This window comes from Paenibacillus sp. FSL H8-0122 (genome assembly GCF_038005345.1).
GTDB lineage: Bacteria > Bacillota > Bacilli > Paenibacillales > Paenibacillaceae > Paenibacillus_AQ.
Window position 1 is genome coordinate 3777922 of record NZ_JBBOTB010000001.1, and the last position, 19273, is coordinate 3797194.

The following is a 19273-nucleotide window of genomic DNA, read 5'->3' on the forward strand; positions in this document are numbered from 1 at the left end:
GGACAGGTATCCCCAAAAAACAAAAGAGGTGAGTATCTATTGAGGCTATATCTTAAGCGTTCACTGATATCTATACTGGCAATTCTGACTCTTCTGCCCTCCAGTTTGGCAAGCGCTTCCACAGCTCCGGCCGCAGACCCGGTTCCTGTGGCAGATTCTGTATGGGTGACTGATTCGGAGTTAGTGACCGATCCGGTTACGGCACCTGATTCCGATGAAGTGCCCGCTTCCCCGGCAGAGCCGGATGCTGCTGCGGTGGCGGACGCTGCTGCACTGCCGGAGGCGGCTCCTGTTCAGGAGACTGCGCCGGATCAGCTCCAGTTGAAGACCGCTGCTGAGGCGGCCCCGCTGTTCCAGTGGAGCTTCCGCCCCGGACAGGTGCTTGACCGCACCACGGTGGTGAACAGCGTCTACCCCGATGCGGCCGCTGAACGTGCTGAGCTTAAGGGAGTAGCAGCCATTGTCTATGACGACCAGCGCGGAGACGTCCTCTCTTTACCAGGCGGCGGGAACGGTACCGCCTGGCTGAAGTTGCCGGATCAGCTCTACAGCAGGATCAAGGATGAACTGTCCATCTCCTTTTGGGCCAACATCGACTCTTCGGCTAACGCCTATAACCGTCTGCTGTCCTCCACAATTGCCGAGAAGGGGCTGACGAATGCCGGGGTAAGCGGCTGGCAGGACTCCGAATTCATTATCATCGCCGGGGATGGCACGTTCAGCAACCGGATTTATACCGGCACGAATCCAAGTCAGATTGCCAGCTACAAAGGCGATATCGTCTGGAACCGTAACCCGGCCAAGGGCAAATGGCAGCAGGTGACTGTCACTATGACCAGCAGCGGGGCCTACGAGGTATACCTGGACGGTGTTCCCGTTGGCACCAAAGGTCTGGATCAGGGCAAAAGCTCCCCTGAAGCGACCATGTCCTCCGTTCTGGAGCATTTCTTCTCGCGTGATTATCTGAACGCGCTGAAATTCAACGATTTCGGCAGATCGCTCTATACCTCGGATGGAGATATCAAGGGGAAATTCGATGATCTGCGGATCTATAATGTCCAGTTAAATGCCACTCAGGTCAGCGCACTCTATGCGGCGACGAAGCATGAAGAGAACACTTCAGCCAAGCCGGCCAAAATCTCGGTCGATCTGGCAGACCGCTCGCTCGGACCTGTATTCCATGGATCTTCCGGCGCACTGTATGCGATCAGCGAGCCGAATGTGCCGGATATCAATACACTGATTCCGATCAAGCCCTCGCATATCTCTCAGAAGCCGCCGAACGGCATCCAGCATCCGACCGGCGACGCGCTGCGGGTGTCGGACTATTTCTTCGAGGCTGGCGGGGAAGCTGTAAATATCGTCATGCAGGATTATTATCAGCATTGGTACTATCCGTCCAGAACGGCTAACGAATATATTCAGGAAGCCGTCATTCCGATTACAACAGCTGTCAAGGCCTACAAGCAGCAATGGGAGGCCGCGAATCCGGGGCGGGATGCGGATGCCAGATTCATTTATATCCCGTTCAATGAGCCTGAGCAGAACAATACCCGTTATCCCCAGCTGCTGGCGGATAACCAGACAGGCAAGAATTCAAGAGCCGTATTCAACAGCGACTGGCTGGCGGTAACGAAGAAGATCAAAGAGATTGACCCCGGCGCAGTCATTTCGGGTGTGAATCTAACCCAGTACGGAGCCAAGGTATTCGAGGATTTCATTCCCTACTGCGTAGAGAATGACTGTCTGCCGGACATTATCAGCTGGCATATGCTGTGGGACAAAGCCTTCAACCAGGCTCCCTCCAACGTAGCCACCTTCCGGACGGTGGAAGAGAGGTCCGTGCAGCGCTATCGGGAGCTGTACCCGGACCGGACGGTCCCCTTCCCGATCAAGGTGGACATCAATGAGTATGCCGCAACCTCGGAGATTGCCGTAGGCGGCTCGCTGATTCATTACATCGCACGTTATGATGAGCTGAAAATGAACAGCATGCTGCCGTATTGGAACACGGCCAACTCCTACGGTTCCCTGCTTGCCGGGCAGAATGAGCCTAACGGGGCATGGTGGCTCTACAAGTGGTATGCCGATATGATGGGCGGCGACATGGCCAAGATTGAGGTCATCAACGCGAGACATGAGAAGGACGCCTTCGGCCCCGGCTTGTACGGGCTAAGCTCCATTCAAGACAACAAAAAGCAGGTCAGTATCGCGTTCGGAGGCACACAAGGAGACGGCCAGATCGTGTTCAACAACGTGACCGGCAACGGGAACAGCCCCTCCTTCCTCACAGAAGCAGAAGCCGTGCATATCACCGTATGGCACGCAGGATATACAGGCTTGACCGGATTTCTCGTAGAGCCTACCCAGATTCTGGACCGTGATTATCCTGTCAAGAACGGCGCGGTCACTCTGGATGTCAACCTGAACGATTACACCTCGGCGTATTATGCAGTCATTACTCCGGCGGTAGCTCATGCCGCGAAGGAGACTTTCTATAAGCGCTTCGAGGCTGAGAATGCAGAGGTGCGGACCAATGTGACACTGACGGATCACTATCCGCGCAAGAGCACCGGACGCTCTGCCTCGAACGGCCAGTATGTCCAAGGCATCAAGGCTGCGGACAGCCTGGTGAAATGGACGGAGGTTACGGTTCCGGCAGACGGGAGCTACCGTCTGGATCTGATTGGCGGCAGCGGCGCAACCTCCACCCTGCGCAATCAATCCAATACCGGAGATGCGAATCAGCGCATCAATTCCGAATGGTTCATCAAGATTGATGATCAGCCGGCAACGAAGGTGGTTCTGCGTGCGGATTACAACATGCAGCTGCTGGGTGGCAATACGATTTTTGCCGATCTGACGCAAGGGACACATTCCATCGGCATCAGCAAGTACAACCCGGATACGGGAGAAGCGGGCCAGGGCGAATCCACCCTTGACGCGATGGAATTAACTTATAGCGGTATGTTGGGCGCAGAGCCGAGCTACCGTGTTCAAGCGGAATTCGCCGACTATGATTCTGCGCTGGGATTATCCAGAGAGAGCAGCCTTGAAGGCTTCGAGGGTGCCGGATATGTGACCGGCTACGGCAGCAGCCAGGATGCCAATACCCGCTTTGTGGTAAGTGTGCTGCAAGACGGCATGTATGATCTGCAGATCCGCTATGCCGCATCGGGCGCGGGCAAATTGCAAATTCAACATGACCGCAAGCCGCTCGTGGATCTGCCTGTTACCGATACCGGCGGACAATGGCAGACCGCTACAGTACCAGCCTTCTTACGCACAGGTATTAACCTGGTTGATGTGCGTTCCAGCGCTGCGCTTAGCCTGGATTATATTAATGCAGCCTTCGTCAGCCAGACTTCTGTATATTCCGTTGAGGCAGAGGCGGCAACGGTCGTAGGTACTCCGGCCGGCTCCGAGCTGCCGCTCATCCGCGAGGATGCCTTCGCCAAATACGCTTCCGGCGGCAAATATGTGAACGGCATTACTTCCTTCGACGGAGAAGAGCGGTATCTGGAGCTTAAGGACATCACGGTGTCCAAAGCAGGCACTTATAAGCTGGTCGTTACCTACGCGAATGGTGAAAGTGCGGGGACACATGCTTACAACAATGACGTTGTTGAACGGTATGCGCAAGTAAGCGTCAACGGCGGTGAGCCGCAGACGGTCTTTTTCAAGAACACCATCTCATGGCAGCAGTTCGCCACACAGACCTTTGATGTTGAACTGAAAGCAGGCACCAACAGCATCCGTTTCTCCAATAATAATACGTATGACGGCGGCTCCAACCCTTATGGAGGAACCGGGGCGCAAGGATTCACTCCTTACACGGCGGTCCCGCGCCAATACGCGCCTGCATTCGACCGGTTCGATATTTATGCGCGGCATACGCTTGCGATTGACGACGGCGGCAATAACGGCGGCGGTGATCCTGGCGGCGGCAACAACGGCGGCGGTGATCCCGGCGGCGGCAACAACGGCGGCGGTGATCCCGGCGGCGGCAACAACGGCGGCGGTGATCCTGGCGGCGGCAATAACGGCGGCGGTGATCCTGGCGGCGGTAATAACGGCGGCGGTGATCCTGGCGGCGGCAATAACGGCGGCGGGAACGCCGGGAGTGGCAACGGCGGTGGCACTACCGTTGGTTCGGTCACCCCTGTTCAGCCGGAAGCACCAAGCGGCAGCGGCCATTTGACCGTCGAAGCAGAGGTTACAGGAACTACTGCTACAGCCACATTGGATGCGCAGAAAGTAAAAGCGGCAGACCAGATCACCGTCTCGTCTCCGCTCGGCACCTTCCACTTCCCTGTCAAAGCGGTTGATACCGCAGCTTGGGGCCAGCAATTGGGAACCGGAGACTGGAAGCTTAAGGTCAGTATGACGGTCCTGCCGGAACAGCGGCAGCAAGAGATCCTTCAGGCTGTTCTGGCAGCCAAGGGCAAATTAATCAGCCAAGCCATTGAATACACGGTAACAGCTGAAGCCAATGGACGTACGGTGGAGATCCCGGGCTTCAAGGGCAGCTATTCCCGGCACACCTTGCAGCTTGATGCTCCGGCGGACAGCCGCAATGCGACTGTGGTGCGGATCGGGAAGGACGGAAGCTTCACCTTCGTCCCGGCGGTTTTCAACGGCACAGGTGTCACGTTCTATAGTCCGAGCAACGGCACTTTTGCAGTAATTTCAAGCAACAAGACATTCGAGGATATCAAGGGGCACTGGGCACAGGCATCCGTCGAAAAGCTGGCTTCCAAGTACATCCTGACCGGCTTAACGGACAGCCAATTCGCACCGAACGCTACCACAACCCGCGCGGAATTCGCAGCGATGATGGTTCGTGCGCTGGGCTACTCCTCCTCCGGTTCGGCAGATGTTGCGTTTAAGGATACCCCCTCCGGCGCATGGTACACCGGAAGTGTCGGAACAGCCGCTGAGTTGGGTCTGGTGCAGGGCGGAACGGACAATAATTTCCGGCCAAGCGACATCATTACCCGACAGGAGATGACCGTTATTCTGGTTAAGGCGATCGCCCTTGCAGGCTCGCCGCTCCCAGCTTCAGAGCTTCAGCCTACAGCCTTCAAGGATGCCGACAAGATTGCGGGCTGGGCGCAGCAGGATGTGGCCAAGGCTGTTCAGGCCGGCCTGATCACCGGGACACCGGCCGGGCAATTCCAGCCGGGACAATCCGCAACCCGTGCGGAGGCGGCAACCGTCATCCTCCGCTTGCTGATGCAAGCGGAATTAATGAACTAACTCCCGGTGATTTAGCATCCTTCATCCCTCTAAATAAATAACTCAGCGGCAGAATAGGGCGGGTACCCGCCCTATTCTGCCGCTGTTGTTGTTATATACCTAAGCTTCCCGTTCGTGCTCTACATGTGCCGCCTGCGCTGTTCCGGCTCCATCCACTCCGGAGTCCAGGTTTGTTCTTTATCATCCACCCGCTTGCCTGGCGGAACTATACCATCAATCGCATCCAGCACCTCTGTGCTGAGCCTGATCCCCGCACCGGAGATATAGGCATTTAATTGGTCCAAGGTCCGTGGCCCCCATATAGTGGAGGTGACGGCCGGATGGCTTTGTGTAAAAGCGATGGCCATATCCGCAAGTTCCATCCCGGATTCATTGGCCAACTGCTGCAATTGGGCAATGATCTTGAACTTGTTTTCATTTTCCGCTAATTCCGGGTCGAGATTATCCATATATCCTTTTAACTCGGAAGCGCGTGTGCCGCGTTGTGCGGGCTGGCCCGGTTTATATTTGCCAGTTAGCAAGCCCCCGGATAAGGGACTATACACAAATAGAGACAACTGGTATTGCTTGGCGATTCCGGCAAGTTCAAATTCCATGCGCCGGTTAATCAACGAATAGGGTGTCTGTTCACTTACAAAACGCTGAATATGATACCGGTCACTAATCGCCTGTCCATGCACAAGCTGCCCGCCGAGGTGATTGGAGGTACCGATATGATGGATTTTCCCCTCCTTCACCAAATCGTTCAAGGTAAGCAGAATTTCTTCATAGCCCATCCACTCCAGCGGAAGATGAAGCTGATAAATGTCTATATAATCGGTTTGCAGGCGTAACAGACTTTGCTCGACAGCCGTCCGTATCCAGCGGCGTGACCCGCCGCTCTGATTAATATTCCCAGGAGACTCCGCACCAAATTTAGAAGCCAGCAGAACATCCTGCCGTCGGTGCTTAATCGCTTGGCCTATTACACGTTCTGATTCCCCCTTTCCGTAAATATTAGAGGTATCCACCAGATTAATCCCATAATCCAAAGCCTTATCTATGATTTGCCGGCTCTCTTCTTCACTTGTCCTGGTTCCAAAACCAGACCCGCCGAGCGCAAAGCTGCTGACCTTAGTACCTGTCTTTCCAAGATAACGATATTCCATGATCATCCTCCTAGTTAAGTTCCTGCCATGGCGAAGATAATGAACACGTGTTGATTCCAGCGCTAGGACCCATTATAATCAGGCATACCAAGGAGATCAATGAACATTAGAGGCAGAGTGTCTATTAATAGATACAATGTCAATAGTGTTGATAAAATAATGGTTATCCGTACAAAGGAGCTCCGTCCATGATTGAACGTAGTACAGACATGAGAGCCGTCCGCAGCCGCACTCAAATGGAAAACGCCTTGTTATCTATCTTGGAGAAGGAAGGAATTAAAGGACTGAAGGTAAAGAATCTTTGTGAAAAAGCAGGGATTAACCGGGGCACCTTCTATTTGCATTATAGAGATATTTTTCATCTGATTGAGGGGACATCATTTTTCCAAGGACTATTAGAGGTATTTGCGCCTATCCAGATGCAAGAGTTAATGGACTATCCTGATCCGCAAGCAGCATTCCCTCCTATTACTAAGGCCTTTGAGTATATGCAGCAGCACGCCAGTTTTTTCAAGGCGCTATTCCATCCGGATGCTCCGGCTGAGATCCAGGAACGGCTGCGTTATCTGACCGGTACACGCTTATATGATCATCTGAAGCATCAGCAACCGGAGATGGATCACGAAAGCCGTCTGTTTACTGAATATGCCATCGCTTATTTGGGTAACGCACAATTTGGGCTTATCCATCACTGGTTTACGAGCGGCCGTGCCATGCCTCCCGAGGATATAGCCAGAATGTTAACCGTATATATACGCAATACCCCTTGTCTTGATCACACCGTCCCGCAAAAGTAACAGAGCAGCAATTCTCCATCCATGGAGACCGCTGCTCTGGGCTTGTCAGTATTTTTAACGGAACAGCACACATTTCCCCGATTCCCTGAAGTACTTGATCAGCCGCTCAATCGGCTCGCGTCCGCATTTCAGCTGCTCGCCAAGACAGTCGATACACAGGAAATCCTGGGCATTGCGCGTGACCAGCTTCAGGTAAATCGCCACATCATCGGTCATTAAGGGGACGCCGCATTTTCTGCAGGTTCTGCTCATATTCGGGCCGCCTGTTAGACGATCTTGGCCCGTACAATCAGACAATCATGAGCTGGCACAACCGGAGCGAACCGTTCTCTGAACACCCCAAGCTCCTTGTGCTCCCAGCAGTCATACAGCGACAGCGATTTGCCGGAGGCATACGGAAGCCCGAAATCCCAGAATTGCAGGGACATCTCCCGCTGTCCATCGCTCAGGTTGAAGAACCCGATGGCCAGGTCGCCGTCTGCTAATACTTTTACCAGCATGAACACTTCATTGGTATGGAACCACTGCGGCTCAGGCTTAATGCGGTAAGCTCCGCGGCCCTCGATATCCTGGTTAATGGCAATCAGATCGGGGTTAAGCAGAATGTTCTTGGTGGCCTCGTTCGCCTTGCGGATATCACTGCCGATCATGAGCGGAGAACCCATTAGGCTCCACAGCGAGAAGTGTGTCTTGTACTCCACATCCGTGCAGCCGCCGATCTGGCTGCCGATGAAGTCGCTGTTGCTCCCCCCGTACATGCCCACGACGAGCATATCCAGGTCATTGTGGCAGTAGGCCCCGGTGTAGGCGGCTTTATCCAGCTGCGACAGTGCGAGGGTCTTGATCGATTCCCAGCTGTCCTGAATGTCGCCGGTGGAACGGTACATATGCGCGCCGGATTCACGAATCCACTGGTAGACGTTATCCTCACCCCAGTTACATGCGGAGAAAAGAATGTCTCTTCCACAGTTCTTAAGTGCGAGACTCATCCGCTTGTACAGCAGCTCTCCCGACATATGTCGCGGCTTGAAGCAGTAATCATACTTCAGAAAGTCTACGCCCCATTCCGCCAGCGACGCGGCATCCTGAAATTCATGCTCGAAGCTGCCCGGATACCCGGCGCAGGTATGCGTTCCCACACAAGAGTACATGCCGAACTTCAGTCCCTTAGAGTGAATATAATCTGCAACCGCCTTCATTCCGTTCGGGAATTTAACCGGATCAGCCACCAGCTTGCCATCCTTGTCCCGTTCCTTCAGGCTCCAGCAGTCGTCAATGACAATGTATTCGTACCCTGCATCCTTATAACCGTCCGCCACCAGCGTATCGGCCGCTTCCCGGATCAATTGCTCGTTGATATCCCAAGTAAATGTGTTCCACGAATTCCATCCCATCGGAGGGGTTAAGCCAAGCTGTTGCTGTTTGTCCATGATTTGTATTCATCCTTTCGCATTATGACAGGAATTAATCCCTGGTAAAATGCTGTATTATTTATGTATTTAATCATACCTAATCCTTGTAATCTATAGCTTGACGTTGCTTTCATATGTATGGATGTTGCTTTTCTTATATAAGGAGTGAGAGAGTCGAAGGTGAAAAGAGCTTGGTTTGTTTTATGCGGATTGTGATGCTTGTGGGCGCATATGCAGCAACTTCGGCGGGAGTGGGCGGGAGTAAGTGTTGTTTTTCCAACCATTGCTGTAGGAGAAGCCTTCCGTTCATCAGCAAGTGTATAAAAGGCAATTGTTTCCCTCCGCACATTTCCGCCCGGCACTCCAGCCTCCGACATCCGTCTCCCGTACGCCCTGCGCCCGCCCATTGTAATCGGTTTTGCGATTACATTTCACCCGCTCGCCTCCGCAGCGCCGAATGTAATCGGTTTTTCGATTACATTTTGCCCACGCGCCTCCGCAGCGCTGAATGTAATCGGTTTTGCGATTACATTTCGCCCGCATGCCTCCGTCCTGCCCAATGTAATCGGTTTTGCGATTACCTTTCGCCCACGCGCCTCCGCACACGCCCGATGTAATCGATTTTACGATTACATTTCTCCCGCTCGCCTCCGCAGCGCTGAATGTAATCGGTTTTGCGATTACCTTTCGCCCACATGCCTCCGCAGCGCTGAATGTAATCGGTTTTGCGATTACCTTTCGCCCACGCGCCTCCGCAGCGCTGAATGTAATCGGTTTTGCGATTACATTTTGCCCGCACGCCTCCGCAGCGCCGAATGTAATCGGTTTTCCGATTACATTTCGCCCACGCGCCTACACACACGCCCGATGTAATCGGTTTTGCGATTACATTTCGCCCGCATGCCTCCGCAGCGCTGAATGTAATCGGTTTTGCGATTACATTTCGCCCACGCGCCTACACACACACCCGATGTAATCGGTTTTGCGATTACATTTCGCCTGCTCGCCTCCGCAGCGCTGAATGTAATCGGTTTTCCGATTACATTTCGCCCACGCGCCTCCGCAGCGTTGAATGTAATCGGTTTTCCGATTACCTTTCGCCCGCACGCCTCCGTCCTGCCCAATGTAATCGGTTTTGCGACTACATTCGGCACTCGCACCTCCCGCACGCTCAAAAAAGCCCCCTTTCCCCGCGCGGCAATCCGGTACTGTCCCGGACCGCCCTACAGATGGAGAAGGGGGCTCTTACCATAAAGCTCTAGTTCACCTGGACCAGCTTCCACTGCTGGTGCAGATCCCCGCGGTAGAGGTTCTGCTGGAGCTTCGCTCCGTCTGCGGTGGAGGCTCCTGTGACTTCGACTGCCTTGTTACTGTTCACATTAAGAATGCTCCAGTAGCCGTTGCTCAGCTTGATGAGCCGGAACTGCTGGGCGGTGTTGTTCAAATCCTGCATCAGCTGGATGGCTTCGCCGTTATTCTTCGTGCCGTTACGCACATCCATCACCTTATTGTCGGAAGAATTCACGCTGCGCAGCCGGTAAATATTATTGTACGTGCCCATATCCGTAACCGTCCATTGCTGAGCCAGCGCGGTGTTCTCCGGCCACTGCTGGAGCTGAAGGGAGTTCGTATTCTGCCCGTTCGGAACGTCAATCGCTTTACCTGACGCCCGGTTGATCAGCTTATACTTCGCATTGTTGGTGACCCCGTTCCACACCCCGTTCCAGGGGTTGAACTGTGCCCGCTCGTAGTACCATTCGAAGATAAAGCGCGCCATGCCGTCCCGGGTGGAGTTGCCGTCATAGAGCAGCCCGCCGTCGGGATCGGCGAAGGAGCTTTTGGGACCGGGATTGAGCAGAAATCCGTTCATATGGACGGCAATGCTGACATTGCCGGCGGCGGTGAAGATCGCTTTGGTATTCTTGCCGAAGCCTGCGTTCGTACCGTTGAACAGATCCCAATACGAGGAGTCGCCTGGCTGGTTCTTGAACCAGGTCGTTTCCGTAATATTGATCGGGTAAGCATCGGCAGCAGGCTTGATGCTGCTATCCCAGATCTGCTGGAGCGAGTTGTAATTGTCATAAGCGCCGTAGCCCGGATACCAGTGTACGGCATAGCCGTAATTGTTCAGCGGGTCGGTCAGCGGACTCGATGCCGTCAGCTGATAGTGCTGATCCCAGCCAAGTCCGGAAGCCCAGATCACATTATCCGCGCCCTTGCTGCGGATCGTGGAGATCATGGAGTTCTGGAAGTTCTTCAGCGAATTCCAGAACGCTGCGAAGTTAGGCTGGGAGGGATTGCCGCCCCATTGTCCGTTCACATCGCTCAGCACCGGCTCGTTCACCAGCTCGAACATGACATTATCCGCGCTCTTGAGTCCCGGCTGGGAGGCCAGGTAACCCCAGATCTGATTGAACTTGTCCAGATTGGCCTGGGTGGTCGCCTTATTGTCCAGCAGGGTGAAGTCCAGCCCCAGCGTGACATACAGCCCCTTCGTCTTCGCATACTCCACATAGGGAATGATCAGATTCTGGGTAGCTGCCTGAAGGCCCGCGAAGTTATACGTTCCTGCTGCGACATCGCCCATATCCTCCCGGTCGATGAACAGGCGGACCTGATTCGAGTACCAGCCGTGGCTGTTGCCGTATTTGCCGGAGGTGCTGGTGAAGGTATCCGTGATCTCCTTCAGGTACTCCAGAGTAGCCTTATGCCGGTTCCCGCCGTTGCGGTTCAGGTAATAATTGCTGTTCTGATACGTCCAGTAAGCCCCGGTAGGCTGATGCCAGCCGCTTAGCAGCACAGGCTGCCCGCTGCTGTTCACCAGCTGATTGCCGCTTACATGCAGCTTGGGAACAGGCGAACCCTCCCAAGCGTTTGCAGTGCCGCCGCCGGACTGCATCGGCGTCAGCAGCAGGGCCAGCATCACCAGCAGCTTCATGGATAAGCTTAACTTCCTTTTTCTCACAGATACCCATCTCCTTCTCATGAACGTGTAATCGGCAGATGCCGTCTTAATGAAAGCGAATACATCTGAATTGTACTCTGCGGGGAGACGGGCTGAAACCTGTGTAATTATAGTTGATAGACTTACAAATTATAGTTGATAGACTCAGATTATAAATTTACATGCAGAGACTCCCTGTATTCCTGGGGGGTCATTCCCGTCATTTTTTTGAAGAACCGGGTGAAGGAATGGTGGGCCTCATAACCGACATACAGCGCTACATCGCGGATCTTGAGCGTTTCATTTCCCAGCAGCTCCTTCGCTTTTACAGCCCGGCATTGATCAATGTACTCAGACAGGTTAATGCCCTGCTCCTGCTTGAAGAAGCGGGACAGGTACGACGGATTGAAATAATGCAGCTCGGCCAGCCGCACCAGAGACAGGTCTTCGCCCAAATGGCTATGGATATAATCGCAGATCCGTTCAATAACCTCCGAGGAGCGTTCCTTCTCGGCTGTGCTTCTCCGCTCGAAGAGATCTGAGGCCAGCCTCTCCAGATAATAGATGCCCTCCCCCAGGGACGAATGCTCATCCAGCCGCATCAGCTTGCCATATTCATTGACAAGGCTGTAGAGCTCCGAGCGGTTCATATGGGACAGCAGCACAAGGGCAACTGTATAATACAGCTCGGCGGCTTCTTCCACGGAGACGCCCGAATGAATGCCTTCCCGGATCTCCTCCAGCGTCTCAGCGAACCGCTCCCGCCGTCCGGCATCCAGATGGGCCGCAAGATTCTCCACCCGCTGGTGGAGCCGGACCCCAGTCTCACGGACTGCGTCAGGCTCCGGCGGACCGCTGCGGTCAATCTGTACCATGGAGATGCCGTCCCCGATCTTCATCTGCTGCAGACGGTGAAGCCGCTCGTAATGGCGGCCAATCTCCGTCCAGGCACAGGCCGAGCCGCTTACTGTAAAAGCAACCGGCAGGCCCAGCGTCTGCCGGCAGGATTCCTGAATCATCTCCAGCGTTCCCTCCAGATAACGCGCGAAATTCAAGCCGAAGGCAGCCCCGGCATTATGCAGAGGCTGCAGCAGCCACAGGAGATCCCCGTGCCTGTCAAGCATCCAGGCTTGCCGGGTCATCTCCGCCAGATGGGAATTCCAGATCAGCCGGGAAGTGGTCAGAAGCTCACGCCGGTCCATGTAAGAGATGCCCTCCGGGTAGGTAAGCCGTCCAAGAACGAGCATGACCGGGGTATCAGCCTTAAGGCTGATACCCAGCTTGCTGAAGTCTGCACGTAACGCATCCGTATCCGCACATAAGGCCTGGCTGTCCTGAAGCAAATGGCGGAGATAATCGCCCTGCGCCGCCGTCTCCATGGAATCGCGCTGCTCCCTGGACTGCTCCAGAAGCTCGCTCAGCATATTGCCCTGCTCAATCTCCTGCAGCACCTCCTGCACCGTCTCAATAATCTTGTCGAAGCCCTCGGTCTTCAGCAGATAACGTGCCCCGGGAAGCTGCAGCGCACTATAGGCATAATCGAATTCGCTGTAGCCGGTCAGGAACACAATCCGTGACCGGGGCCAGAACTCCCGGATCTGCTCAGACATCTCCAGCCCGCTCATGCCGGGCATGCGGATATCGGTCAGCACAATATCGATCCGGGTGCGCGAGAGCCACTCCAGGGCCGCTTTGGCCGAATAGACCTTGTAGACATCAAGCTTGTCCGGAAGCAGCTGGTTGAACGCCTCGTATAAGCCGTCTGTTATTATCTCTTCATCATCAACGATCAATAGTCTGTACAAGACCTTCACCTCCCGTCAGCCTAATCCGGATCTCGACCCGGAGGCCGCTTAACATGCTTCTGTCCAGGAACAGGCCGCTGCCTTCCCCGTAGATTAATTGGATACGCCGGTGGATATTGCTCATGCCGGTGACTTCATGCGTTCCGCCGTTCTGATTCAGCCGCCTTCTCAGGGTCTCGATCCGTTCATCGGTCAGCCCGCTTCCGTTATCCTCAACAATAATGCGAATCTCCCGTTCCTCCTGTTCAAAAGAAACCCGCAGCTCCCCATCCTCCGCCTGCTTCTCCAGACAATGCTCATAGGCATTCTCGATTATCGGCTGGAGAATCAGACGCGGAACCCGCAGCTCCTCCATCGCTTCCGGCAGGTCATCGAACTGCACCTGAATGCGCCTGGAGAAGCGCATCTTCTGGATCTCCGTATACATCCGGGAATGGCGCGTCTCCTCCGCAAGCCGGACATTATCCTCTCCGTTACGGGTGATGAACCGGAAATATTCGCCCAGCATGCCGGAGAATTCCTCAATCCGGGAGCTGTCCCCCTGCTTCGCCAGGGCGCTGAGAATGAAGAAGCTGTTATAGAGGAAATGCGGGTTGATCTGTGACTGGAGCTGCTTCAGCTCCGCCCGCTGCATCATAAGCTTCTGGGTGTAATCCTGGTCAATCAGCATCCGCAGCCGGCTGAGCATCTGGTTGAACCGGAGATACAGATAGCCGAATTCATCCTTGCGGCCATGGTCAATCTGAATATCAAGCGAGCCGCTCTCCATCCGCTTGAAGCTGCGGATCAGCACAAGCAGCGGCTTCTGGACGAACTTATAGGTGGCGTAGGAATAGATCAGCACCGCCAGGAAGGACGCCGCCGCGAACAGCCAGGCCCAGACCACGAACTTGGTCAGCGGCCGCTTGACCGCCTTCTCCGGCAAATAGGTGGCCACAGCCATCCCCAGCTTGTCCGAGGTGAAGCTGTCAATATGATACCGTATTCCGTCCAGCTCCCAGTTGTACAGATTCCCCTCATCGATCGCCCGGTGATAGCTCTCAATCAGCTCCGGGGAGCTGTTCTCTGTACCGAGCGCATAATCCGTCAGCCGCGAGACCAGCAGCGAGCCGCTCTCCTCGTACGCGTTGATCGCCCGGAGCGAATCCTTCAGCTTCTCGTTGTCCAGCTCGATCTGAACGATGAACAGCGGAGGCTCATTCCTCCTGCCGCTGGATTGCGTAACGCTTAGCTCCAGGAAGTTGTTCCAGTTGATCAGCCGGCCTTCTTTTCTGAGATCGACGGACCGGAAGAAATTGAACTTGCTGCTGTCAAAATCATCGATGCCGTTCATCGCGGACAGCGTTTTGTTAATGGTACGGATATGAACGAACACATCGCCGATGTAGGCGCTGCTGTTCTTCAGGGAGGTGAGCCGCTGCGTGATGTAGTTCAGGCTCTCCCGCTTTTGAACATCGTCCATGTAATTCCAGGTCACGGCAATCTTGTTCAGCTCGGTATCCTGGGCAAGATCATACTGCTGGATCTCCATCCACTCCACCTCGCGGTTCAGGTCCTCCAGATAATAGGTTAGCTGCGACAGGGTCGCTCTGGACAGGTCCTGGCTTGCATTCCTGTAGCTCCAGTTGTAGAGGTAGAGTCCAAGCAGCAGAATCGGCAGAATAATAGCGAGATAAGTGACAACCATCCGGATAAAAATAGTGTGGCGCATCGACACCGCAGGAAACTTAAGCACTTGCACCGCCTCCACTCCTCTGCTCATGTCCGATCATTTGCCGCTCCCGCCCTTCTCTGCATACCAGTCGTTAACCTCAGCCGTAATCTGCTCGCCGCCCAGCTTGTTCCACTGTGCCACGAAATTATCGAACTCGCTGAGCGGTCTGCCCTGAATGATATCAAGAAAGGCATCAATCTGAAGATTATTTAGAATATTCTGCTTCTCGATCATCGTCTCTGTAGGTGCGCCGACGAAGCTCTCATAGAGCAGCTGAGATTTACGTTCATACCCGTCCAGGATAGAAAAAGCACCCGAAGGCCCATACGTCCGCTCCCAGCCCCAGCCTGTCTCGCTGTCCGCACCTCCGGCCTCGTAAGCGGCAATCCGCTTCTGGATCGTCTTCGCTTCATCCTGAAGCACGGAGGCATCGCCGGTGCGCCGGAAGGTCTCCAGCTCCCGGAAGGCCTCCAGGTTCTTCTGCACCGGAAACGGTGTCACCGGCGACAGCTTCCACACCGCCTGCGGAGCGTTATAGTACCGCTCCACCTCACTCGTAGCCCCCCAATTCTTCTCCAGATGCAGGTTAATCAGCTTAATCAGCGCCTCTGGATGCTGGACGCCTTGCTTGACCGCCAGGAACTGGTTAGTGCTGAACGGAAGCGGCACCTTCGGCGCGGCCCCCGACTCCGAGACCAGCGGGAAGGCTTGCCACTCGGCCTGCGGATTATGCTCACGGCTGGACTGCGCGAGGAAGGAGCCCCACTGCTCCCCGTACATCATGCCGACCTGCTCATGCTCAATCCAGTCGCTGGCCTTGACCCCGTCCTTGAAGGCGAACTCCCTGTCAATCTGCCCCGTCCGGTACAATTCCTGAAGCACCTGCAGGGCATGCTTGACCTCCGGCTGGATCCCTCCATAGACCAGCTTGCCGGTCTTGTCCTTAATCCAGATTCCGGGATACGCACCATAACCGGCCATGAACCCGGTAAGTCCCATGACCGGGTCCCACAGATATTTGGTTGCCGCAAGGCCATAGGTATCATGCTTGCCGTTACCGTCAGGATCTTGCTGCGTAAACGCTTTCGAAATAGCAAGCACCTCTGCCATCGTCTGCGGCGGCTGCAGGCCGAGCCGCTCCAGCCAGTCCGTCCGAATCCACAGGAACATCGCGCCCTCAATGGACGAATTGGTCTCCGGGATCGCCATAAGCTTGCCGTCAAGGGTAACCGTCTCAAACGGACCCGTTCCTTCCTCACTCAGCACCTTGCGGGTTAACGGGGTTGCATACTTGTCATAGACTTCACTCAGGTCCTGGATCAGCCCTGCATTGCTCAGCACCCTGAGCTGCGAAGCATTCACCCGCACAATATCAGGGATATCCCCGGAGGCCAGAGATACCCCCAGCTTGCGGGAGTAGATGGAGCTCCACTCCGTCCAATCATAGGTGACCCTAATGCCGAGCACCTCTTCATACAGCTCGGTCCAGCGGTTATGCTCCAGCGACTCTCCCGGCAATTCCTTCAGTATTTCTTCCAGCGCATCGTTGTTCTCACGTACGAACGACAGCTGGATGGGCGGATCATATTTGCTTAGACCCGGCTCTTCATATAACGAAGCGCTCCCCGGCTGTCCCTCAGGGACCGGAGAACGCTCCGCAAGGCTATCGCTCCTCTCACAAGCGGTCAACAGTTGTACGGCCATGCATGCTGTGACAGTCCAGGCCATCGTGTTCTTGATTGTTTTGGGCACCAGTTGCAACCTCACTTTGCAAGATTATGAATACCGGAATATTATATTATCCCGGCAAAAATAATGAAATTGTAAGGTGCAATTCTTGTTTGGCTTACCCGTTCTTTACCAATCAAGTGGAAACGGCATTGCCGTCCTTTTAAAGGACGGTACCGTTTCAGCGGGAAATAGAAGGATAAGTTATCGTGTGCAACATATAAATTCTTATATTTTTAGAAATCGGTGACCGCCCGGAAGGCCGGTTTCGGCTGATGCTGCCTGTCGAACAGCATCGGGGCCTCGGTCCGCTCGGCCGGGAATGTGCTCAGCCAGGTATGATCATCCGCAATGCCCCAGAACATGACCCCGCTTAGCAGCTCCTTCCGGTCTCTTAACGCAGCGAATAGCTCGCCGTACCGCGCGGCCTGCCGCTGCAGGATGTCTTCGGGAACCACGGGTCCGACATCACTGAGATCGTTATAGACATACAGGCTCATATCCAGCTCGGTGATCTGATTATCCAGGCCCAGAGCATGGAACTTCTCCATGGACTCGATAATGCTCTCCACCGAAGGATACTCCAGATTAATATGGGTCTGGTGGCCAACCCCGTCAATCGGCACTCCCTTCGCCAGCATGTCCTTCACCAGCTCGTAGAGCCGGTCCCGCTTCTCCGGGTTGTCTGTGCCGTAATCATTGATGTACAGCTTTAGCTCCGGTCCTCCAGCCTTGCGGGCAGCACGGAAGGCTGTCTCGATGAAGCCGGTGCCGGTGATCTTGTACCAGTCGCTCGCCCGCATGCCGTCCGGGTCATTCGGCTCAATCACCTCATTCACTACATCCCAGGAGGAGATGTCCTCCTTATACCTGCCGACCACGGCAGTGACATAGCCGTCCAGACGCTTCAGCAGCAGCTTCTTGTTCGCTTCGCGCCTCGCCGCATCGGTCTCATCCGCCATCGCCCGGCCGGCTTCATCCCGGAAGAACCACTCCGGCGTCTGGCTGTGCCACACCAGGGTGTGGAAGCGCAGCCCCATGCCGTTCGCCTTCGCGAAGGCGACGATCCGGTCGGCCCGTTCCCAGGTGAAGGTGCCCTCAGCCGGTGCAATTGCATCCGGCTTCATGGCATTCTCGGCCACGAGCCAGTTCACATGCCGCTTCAGCAGCTCTGCCGTGGCCCCCTCTGTCTGGTCCGGCTCCACCGCAGCGCCTATGGGGAAGTAATCCGCATAGGCTGCCGCCAGCGGCGGAGCCTCCTGCTGCACCGGAGCTTCCGCCGCAGCTTCAGGCGAAGCTGCAAGGGCAGCAGCCGGAGTCCCGGCGGGTGAGGCTGCCGGGGAGGACGCTACATTCCCTGGCGGGGAAGCAGCCGGAGCTGCATCCCCGCCCGAAGTGGAGCAGCCGGATAACCCTAGAAGCGCGGCTGCGAAGACTATACTCCGGGCCAGTCTGGCCGGAGTGCTTGTTCTGTTATTTTGGCGCACAGTTATCCTCCTTCTACGGTTATCCCACAATCCCGGTACGCTCAATACTCTCCACGAAATACCGCTGCACGAACAGGTAGATAATGATCAGCGGCAGGATCGCCAGCAGAATCCCTGTATCCTGGACCATGCTGAGGTAGAACGGATCAGCCTTGGAATTGGCCCCGTCCTCCAGCAGAATCGCCAGATTATACGGCAGCGAGCCGAGCTGGGTCGCCATCACCTTGCTGGAGGTCAGATAAGTCGTGGTGAAGAAGCTGTCGTTCCATTGCCACACAAACGAGAAGAGCAGTACCGTAACAATGGATGGTATCGCGTTAGGCAGCATAATCCGGTAGAAGGTCTTGCCTACCCCGGCCCCGTCGATATAAGCCGCTTCCTCCACCTCTTTGGGAATCCCCCGGAAGAACTGCCGGAAGATAAAAATGTACAGCCCCGCCTTCAGCGAATTCGCCGTAGCAGAGGTTAGAATAAACGGCCAGTAGGTGTTGAGCAGATTCACCGATTTGCCGGTCAGGAGCGGAATCAGCCCCATCAGGCTGAAATCCTTCAAATTCAGGTAGACCGGAATCAGAATCGTGATCGGCGGAACCAGGATCGTCAATATGACCCCGGCGAACAGCAGCTGGCTCCCTTTGAACTTCAGCCGGGCGAAGCCATACCCTGCAAGCGCGCAGGAGATGGCGGTCAAGATTGTAGTCGTCGCCGACAGGGTGAAGGTATTCAGCAAGGCCTGCCAGTAATCCATAATTCCAATCGCTTTGACGAAATTGTCGAGCGTATAATTCTCGGGAAGCCAGACGACAATCGGTGAATACAGATCGCTCTTGGCCTTGAAGGCCGTGGATATCTTCTGGAGTACCGGATAGAGGATCACGAACGACAGGCCTGCAATGAGCGTCAGCCGCACGAAGGACCATATCCATTTCTTCCAGCGTTCGAGCGACAGTAAGCGGGTCGCATGCATTTGTCCCATCCT

Annotated in this window: 12 protein-coding genes; 2 read left to right on the forward strand and 10 right to left on the reverse strand. The window is 55.0% G+C overall.

The window, feature by feature from the left end; translation table 11 throughout:
* The first annotated feature begins 39 nt into the window (after nucleotides 1–39).
* Nucleotides 40–5259, forward strand: coding sequence for an S-layer homology domain-containing protein (locus tag NSS64_RS16570; protein WP_341140836.1), 5220 nt, complete (start codon nucleotides 40–42; stop codon nucleotides 5257–5259).
* A 119-nt stretch (nucleotides 5260–5378) separates the two neighbouring features.
* Here the strand turns inward: NSS64_RS16570 and NSS64_RS16575 are convergent, their stop codons facing one another.
* Nucleotides 5379–6407, reverse strand: coding sequence for an aldo/keto reductase (locus NSS64_RS16575; protein ID WP_341140837.1), 1029 nt, complete (start codon nucleotides 6405–6407; stop codon nucleotides 5379–5381).
* Between the two features lie 188 nt (nucleotides 6408–6595).
* Between NSS64_RS16575 and NSS64_RS16580 the strand changes: the two genes are divergently transcribed.
* Nucleotides 6596–7204, forward strand: a complete 609-nt coding sequence (locus NSS64_RS16580; RefSeq protein ID WP_341140838.1) for a TetR/AcrR family transcriptional regulator — start codon at nucleotides 6596–6598, stop codon at nucleotides 7202–7204.
* A 54-nt stretch (nucleotides 7205–7258) separates the two neighbouring features.
* Here NSS64_RS16580 and NSS64_RS16585 read toward each other — a convergent pair whose 3' ends face one another.
* The 9 genes from NSS64_RS16585 to NSS64_RS16625 form a co-directional block, all read right to left on the reverse strand.
* Nucleotides 7259–7456, reverse strand: a complete 198-nt coding sequence (locus NSS64_RS16585; RefSeq protein ID WP_340022826.1) for a hypothetical protein — start codon at nucleotides 7454–7456, stop codon at nucleotides 7259–7261.
* A gap of 14 nt (nucleotides 7457–7470) precedes the next feature.
* Nucleotides 7471–8634 (reverse strand): glycoside hydrolase family 27 protein, encoded by a 1164-nt coding sequence (locus tag NSS64_RS16590; protein ID WP_340941722.1) that lies wholly within the window; start codon nucleotides 8632–8634, stop codon nucleotides 7471–7473.
* 815 nt (nucleotides 8635–9449) lie between these two features.
* Nucleotides 9450–9785 (reverse strand): hypothetical protein, encoded by a 336-nt coding sequence (locus NSS64_RS16595; RefSeq protein ID WP_341140839.1) that lies wholly within the window; start codon nucleotides 9783–9785, stop codon nucleotides 9450–9452.
* A gap of 89 nt (nucleotides 9786–9874) precedes the next feature.
* Nucleotides 9875–11581 (reverse strand): RICIN domain-containing protein, encoded by a 1707-nt coding sequence (locus tag NSS64_RS16600; protein ID WP_341140840.1) that lies wholly within the window; start codon nucleotides 11579–11581, stop codon nucleotides 9875–9877.
* A 149-nt stretch (nucleotides 11582–11730) separates the two neighbouring features.
* Nucleotides 11731–13365: a response regulator gene (locus tag NSS64_RS16605; protein WP_341140841.1), complete on the reverse strand. Its 1635-nt coding sequence runs from the start codon at nucleotides 13363–13365 to the stop codon at nucleotides 11731–11733.
* Complete coding sequence (locus NSS64_RS16610) at nucleotides 13343–15100, reverse strand: sensor histidine kinase (protein ID WP_340992355.1); 1758 nt, start codon at nucleotides 15098–15100, stop codon at nucleotides 13343–13345. Before NSS64_RS16610 ends, NSS64_RS16605 begins: the two co-directional genes overlap by 23 nt.
* 33 nt (nucleotides 15101–15133) lie before the next feature.
* On the reverse strand, nucleotides 15134–16807 hold the full coding sequence (locus NSS64_RS16615; protein WP_341142827.1) for an extracellular solute-binding protein: 1674 nt from the start codon (nucleotides 16805–16807) through the stop codon (nucleotides 15134–15136).
* Between the two features lie 236 nt (nucleotides 16808–17043).
* Entirely contained in the window at nucleotides 17044–18294 is a 1251-nt protein-coding gene (locus NSS64_RS16620) for an endo-1,4-beta-xylanase (RefSeq protein WP_341140842.1), read from the reverse strand.
* Between the two features lie 19 nt (nucleotides 18295–18313).
* On the reverse strand, nucleotides 18314–19261 hold the full coding sequence (locus tag NSS64_RS16625) for a carbohydrate ABC transporter permease (protein WP_340941730.1): 948 nt from the start codon (nucleotides 19259–19261) through the stop codon (nucleotides 18314–18316).
* Between the last annotated feature and the right edge of the window lie 12 nt (nucleotides 19262–19273).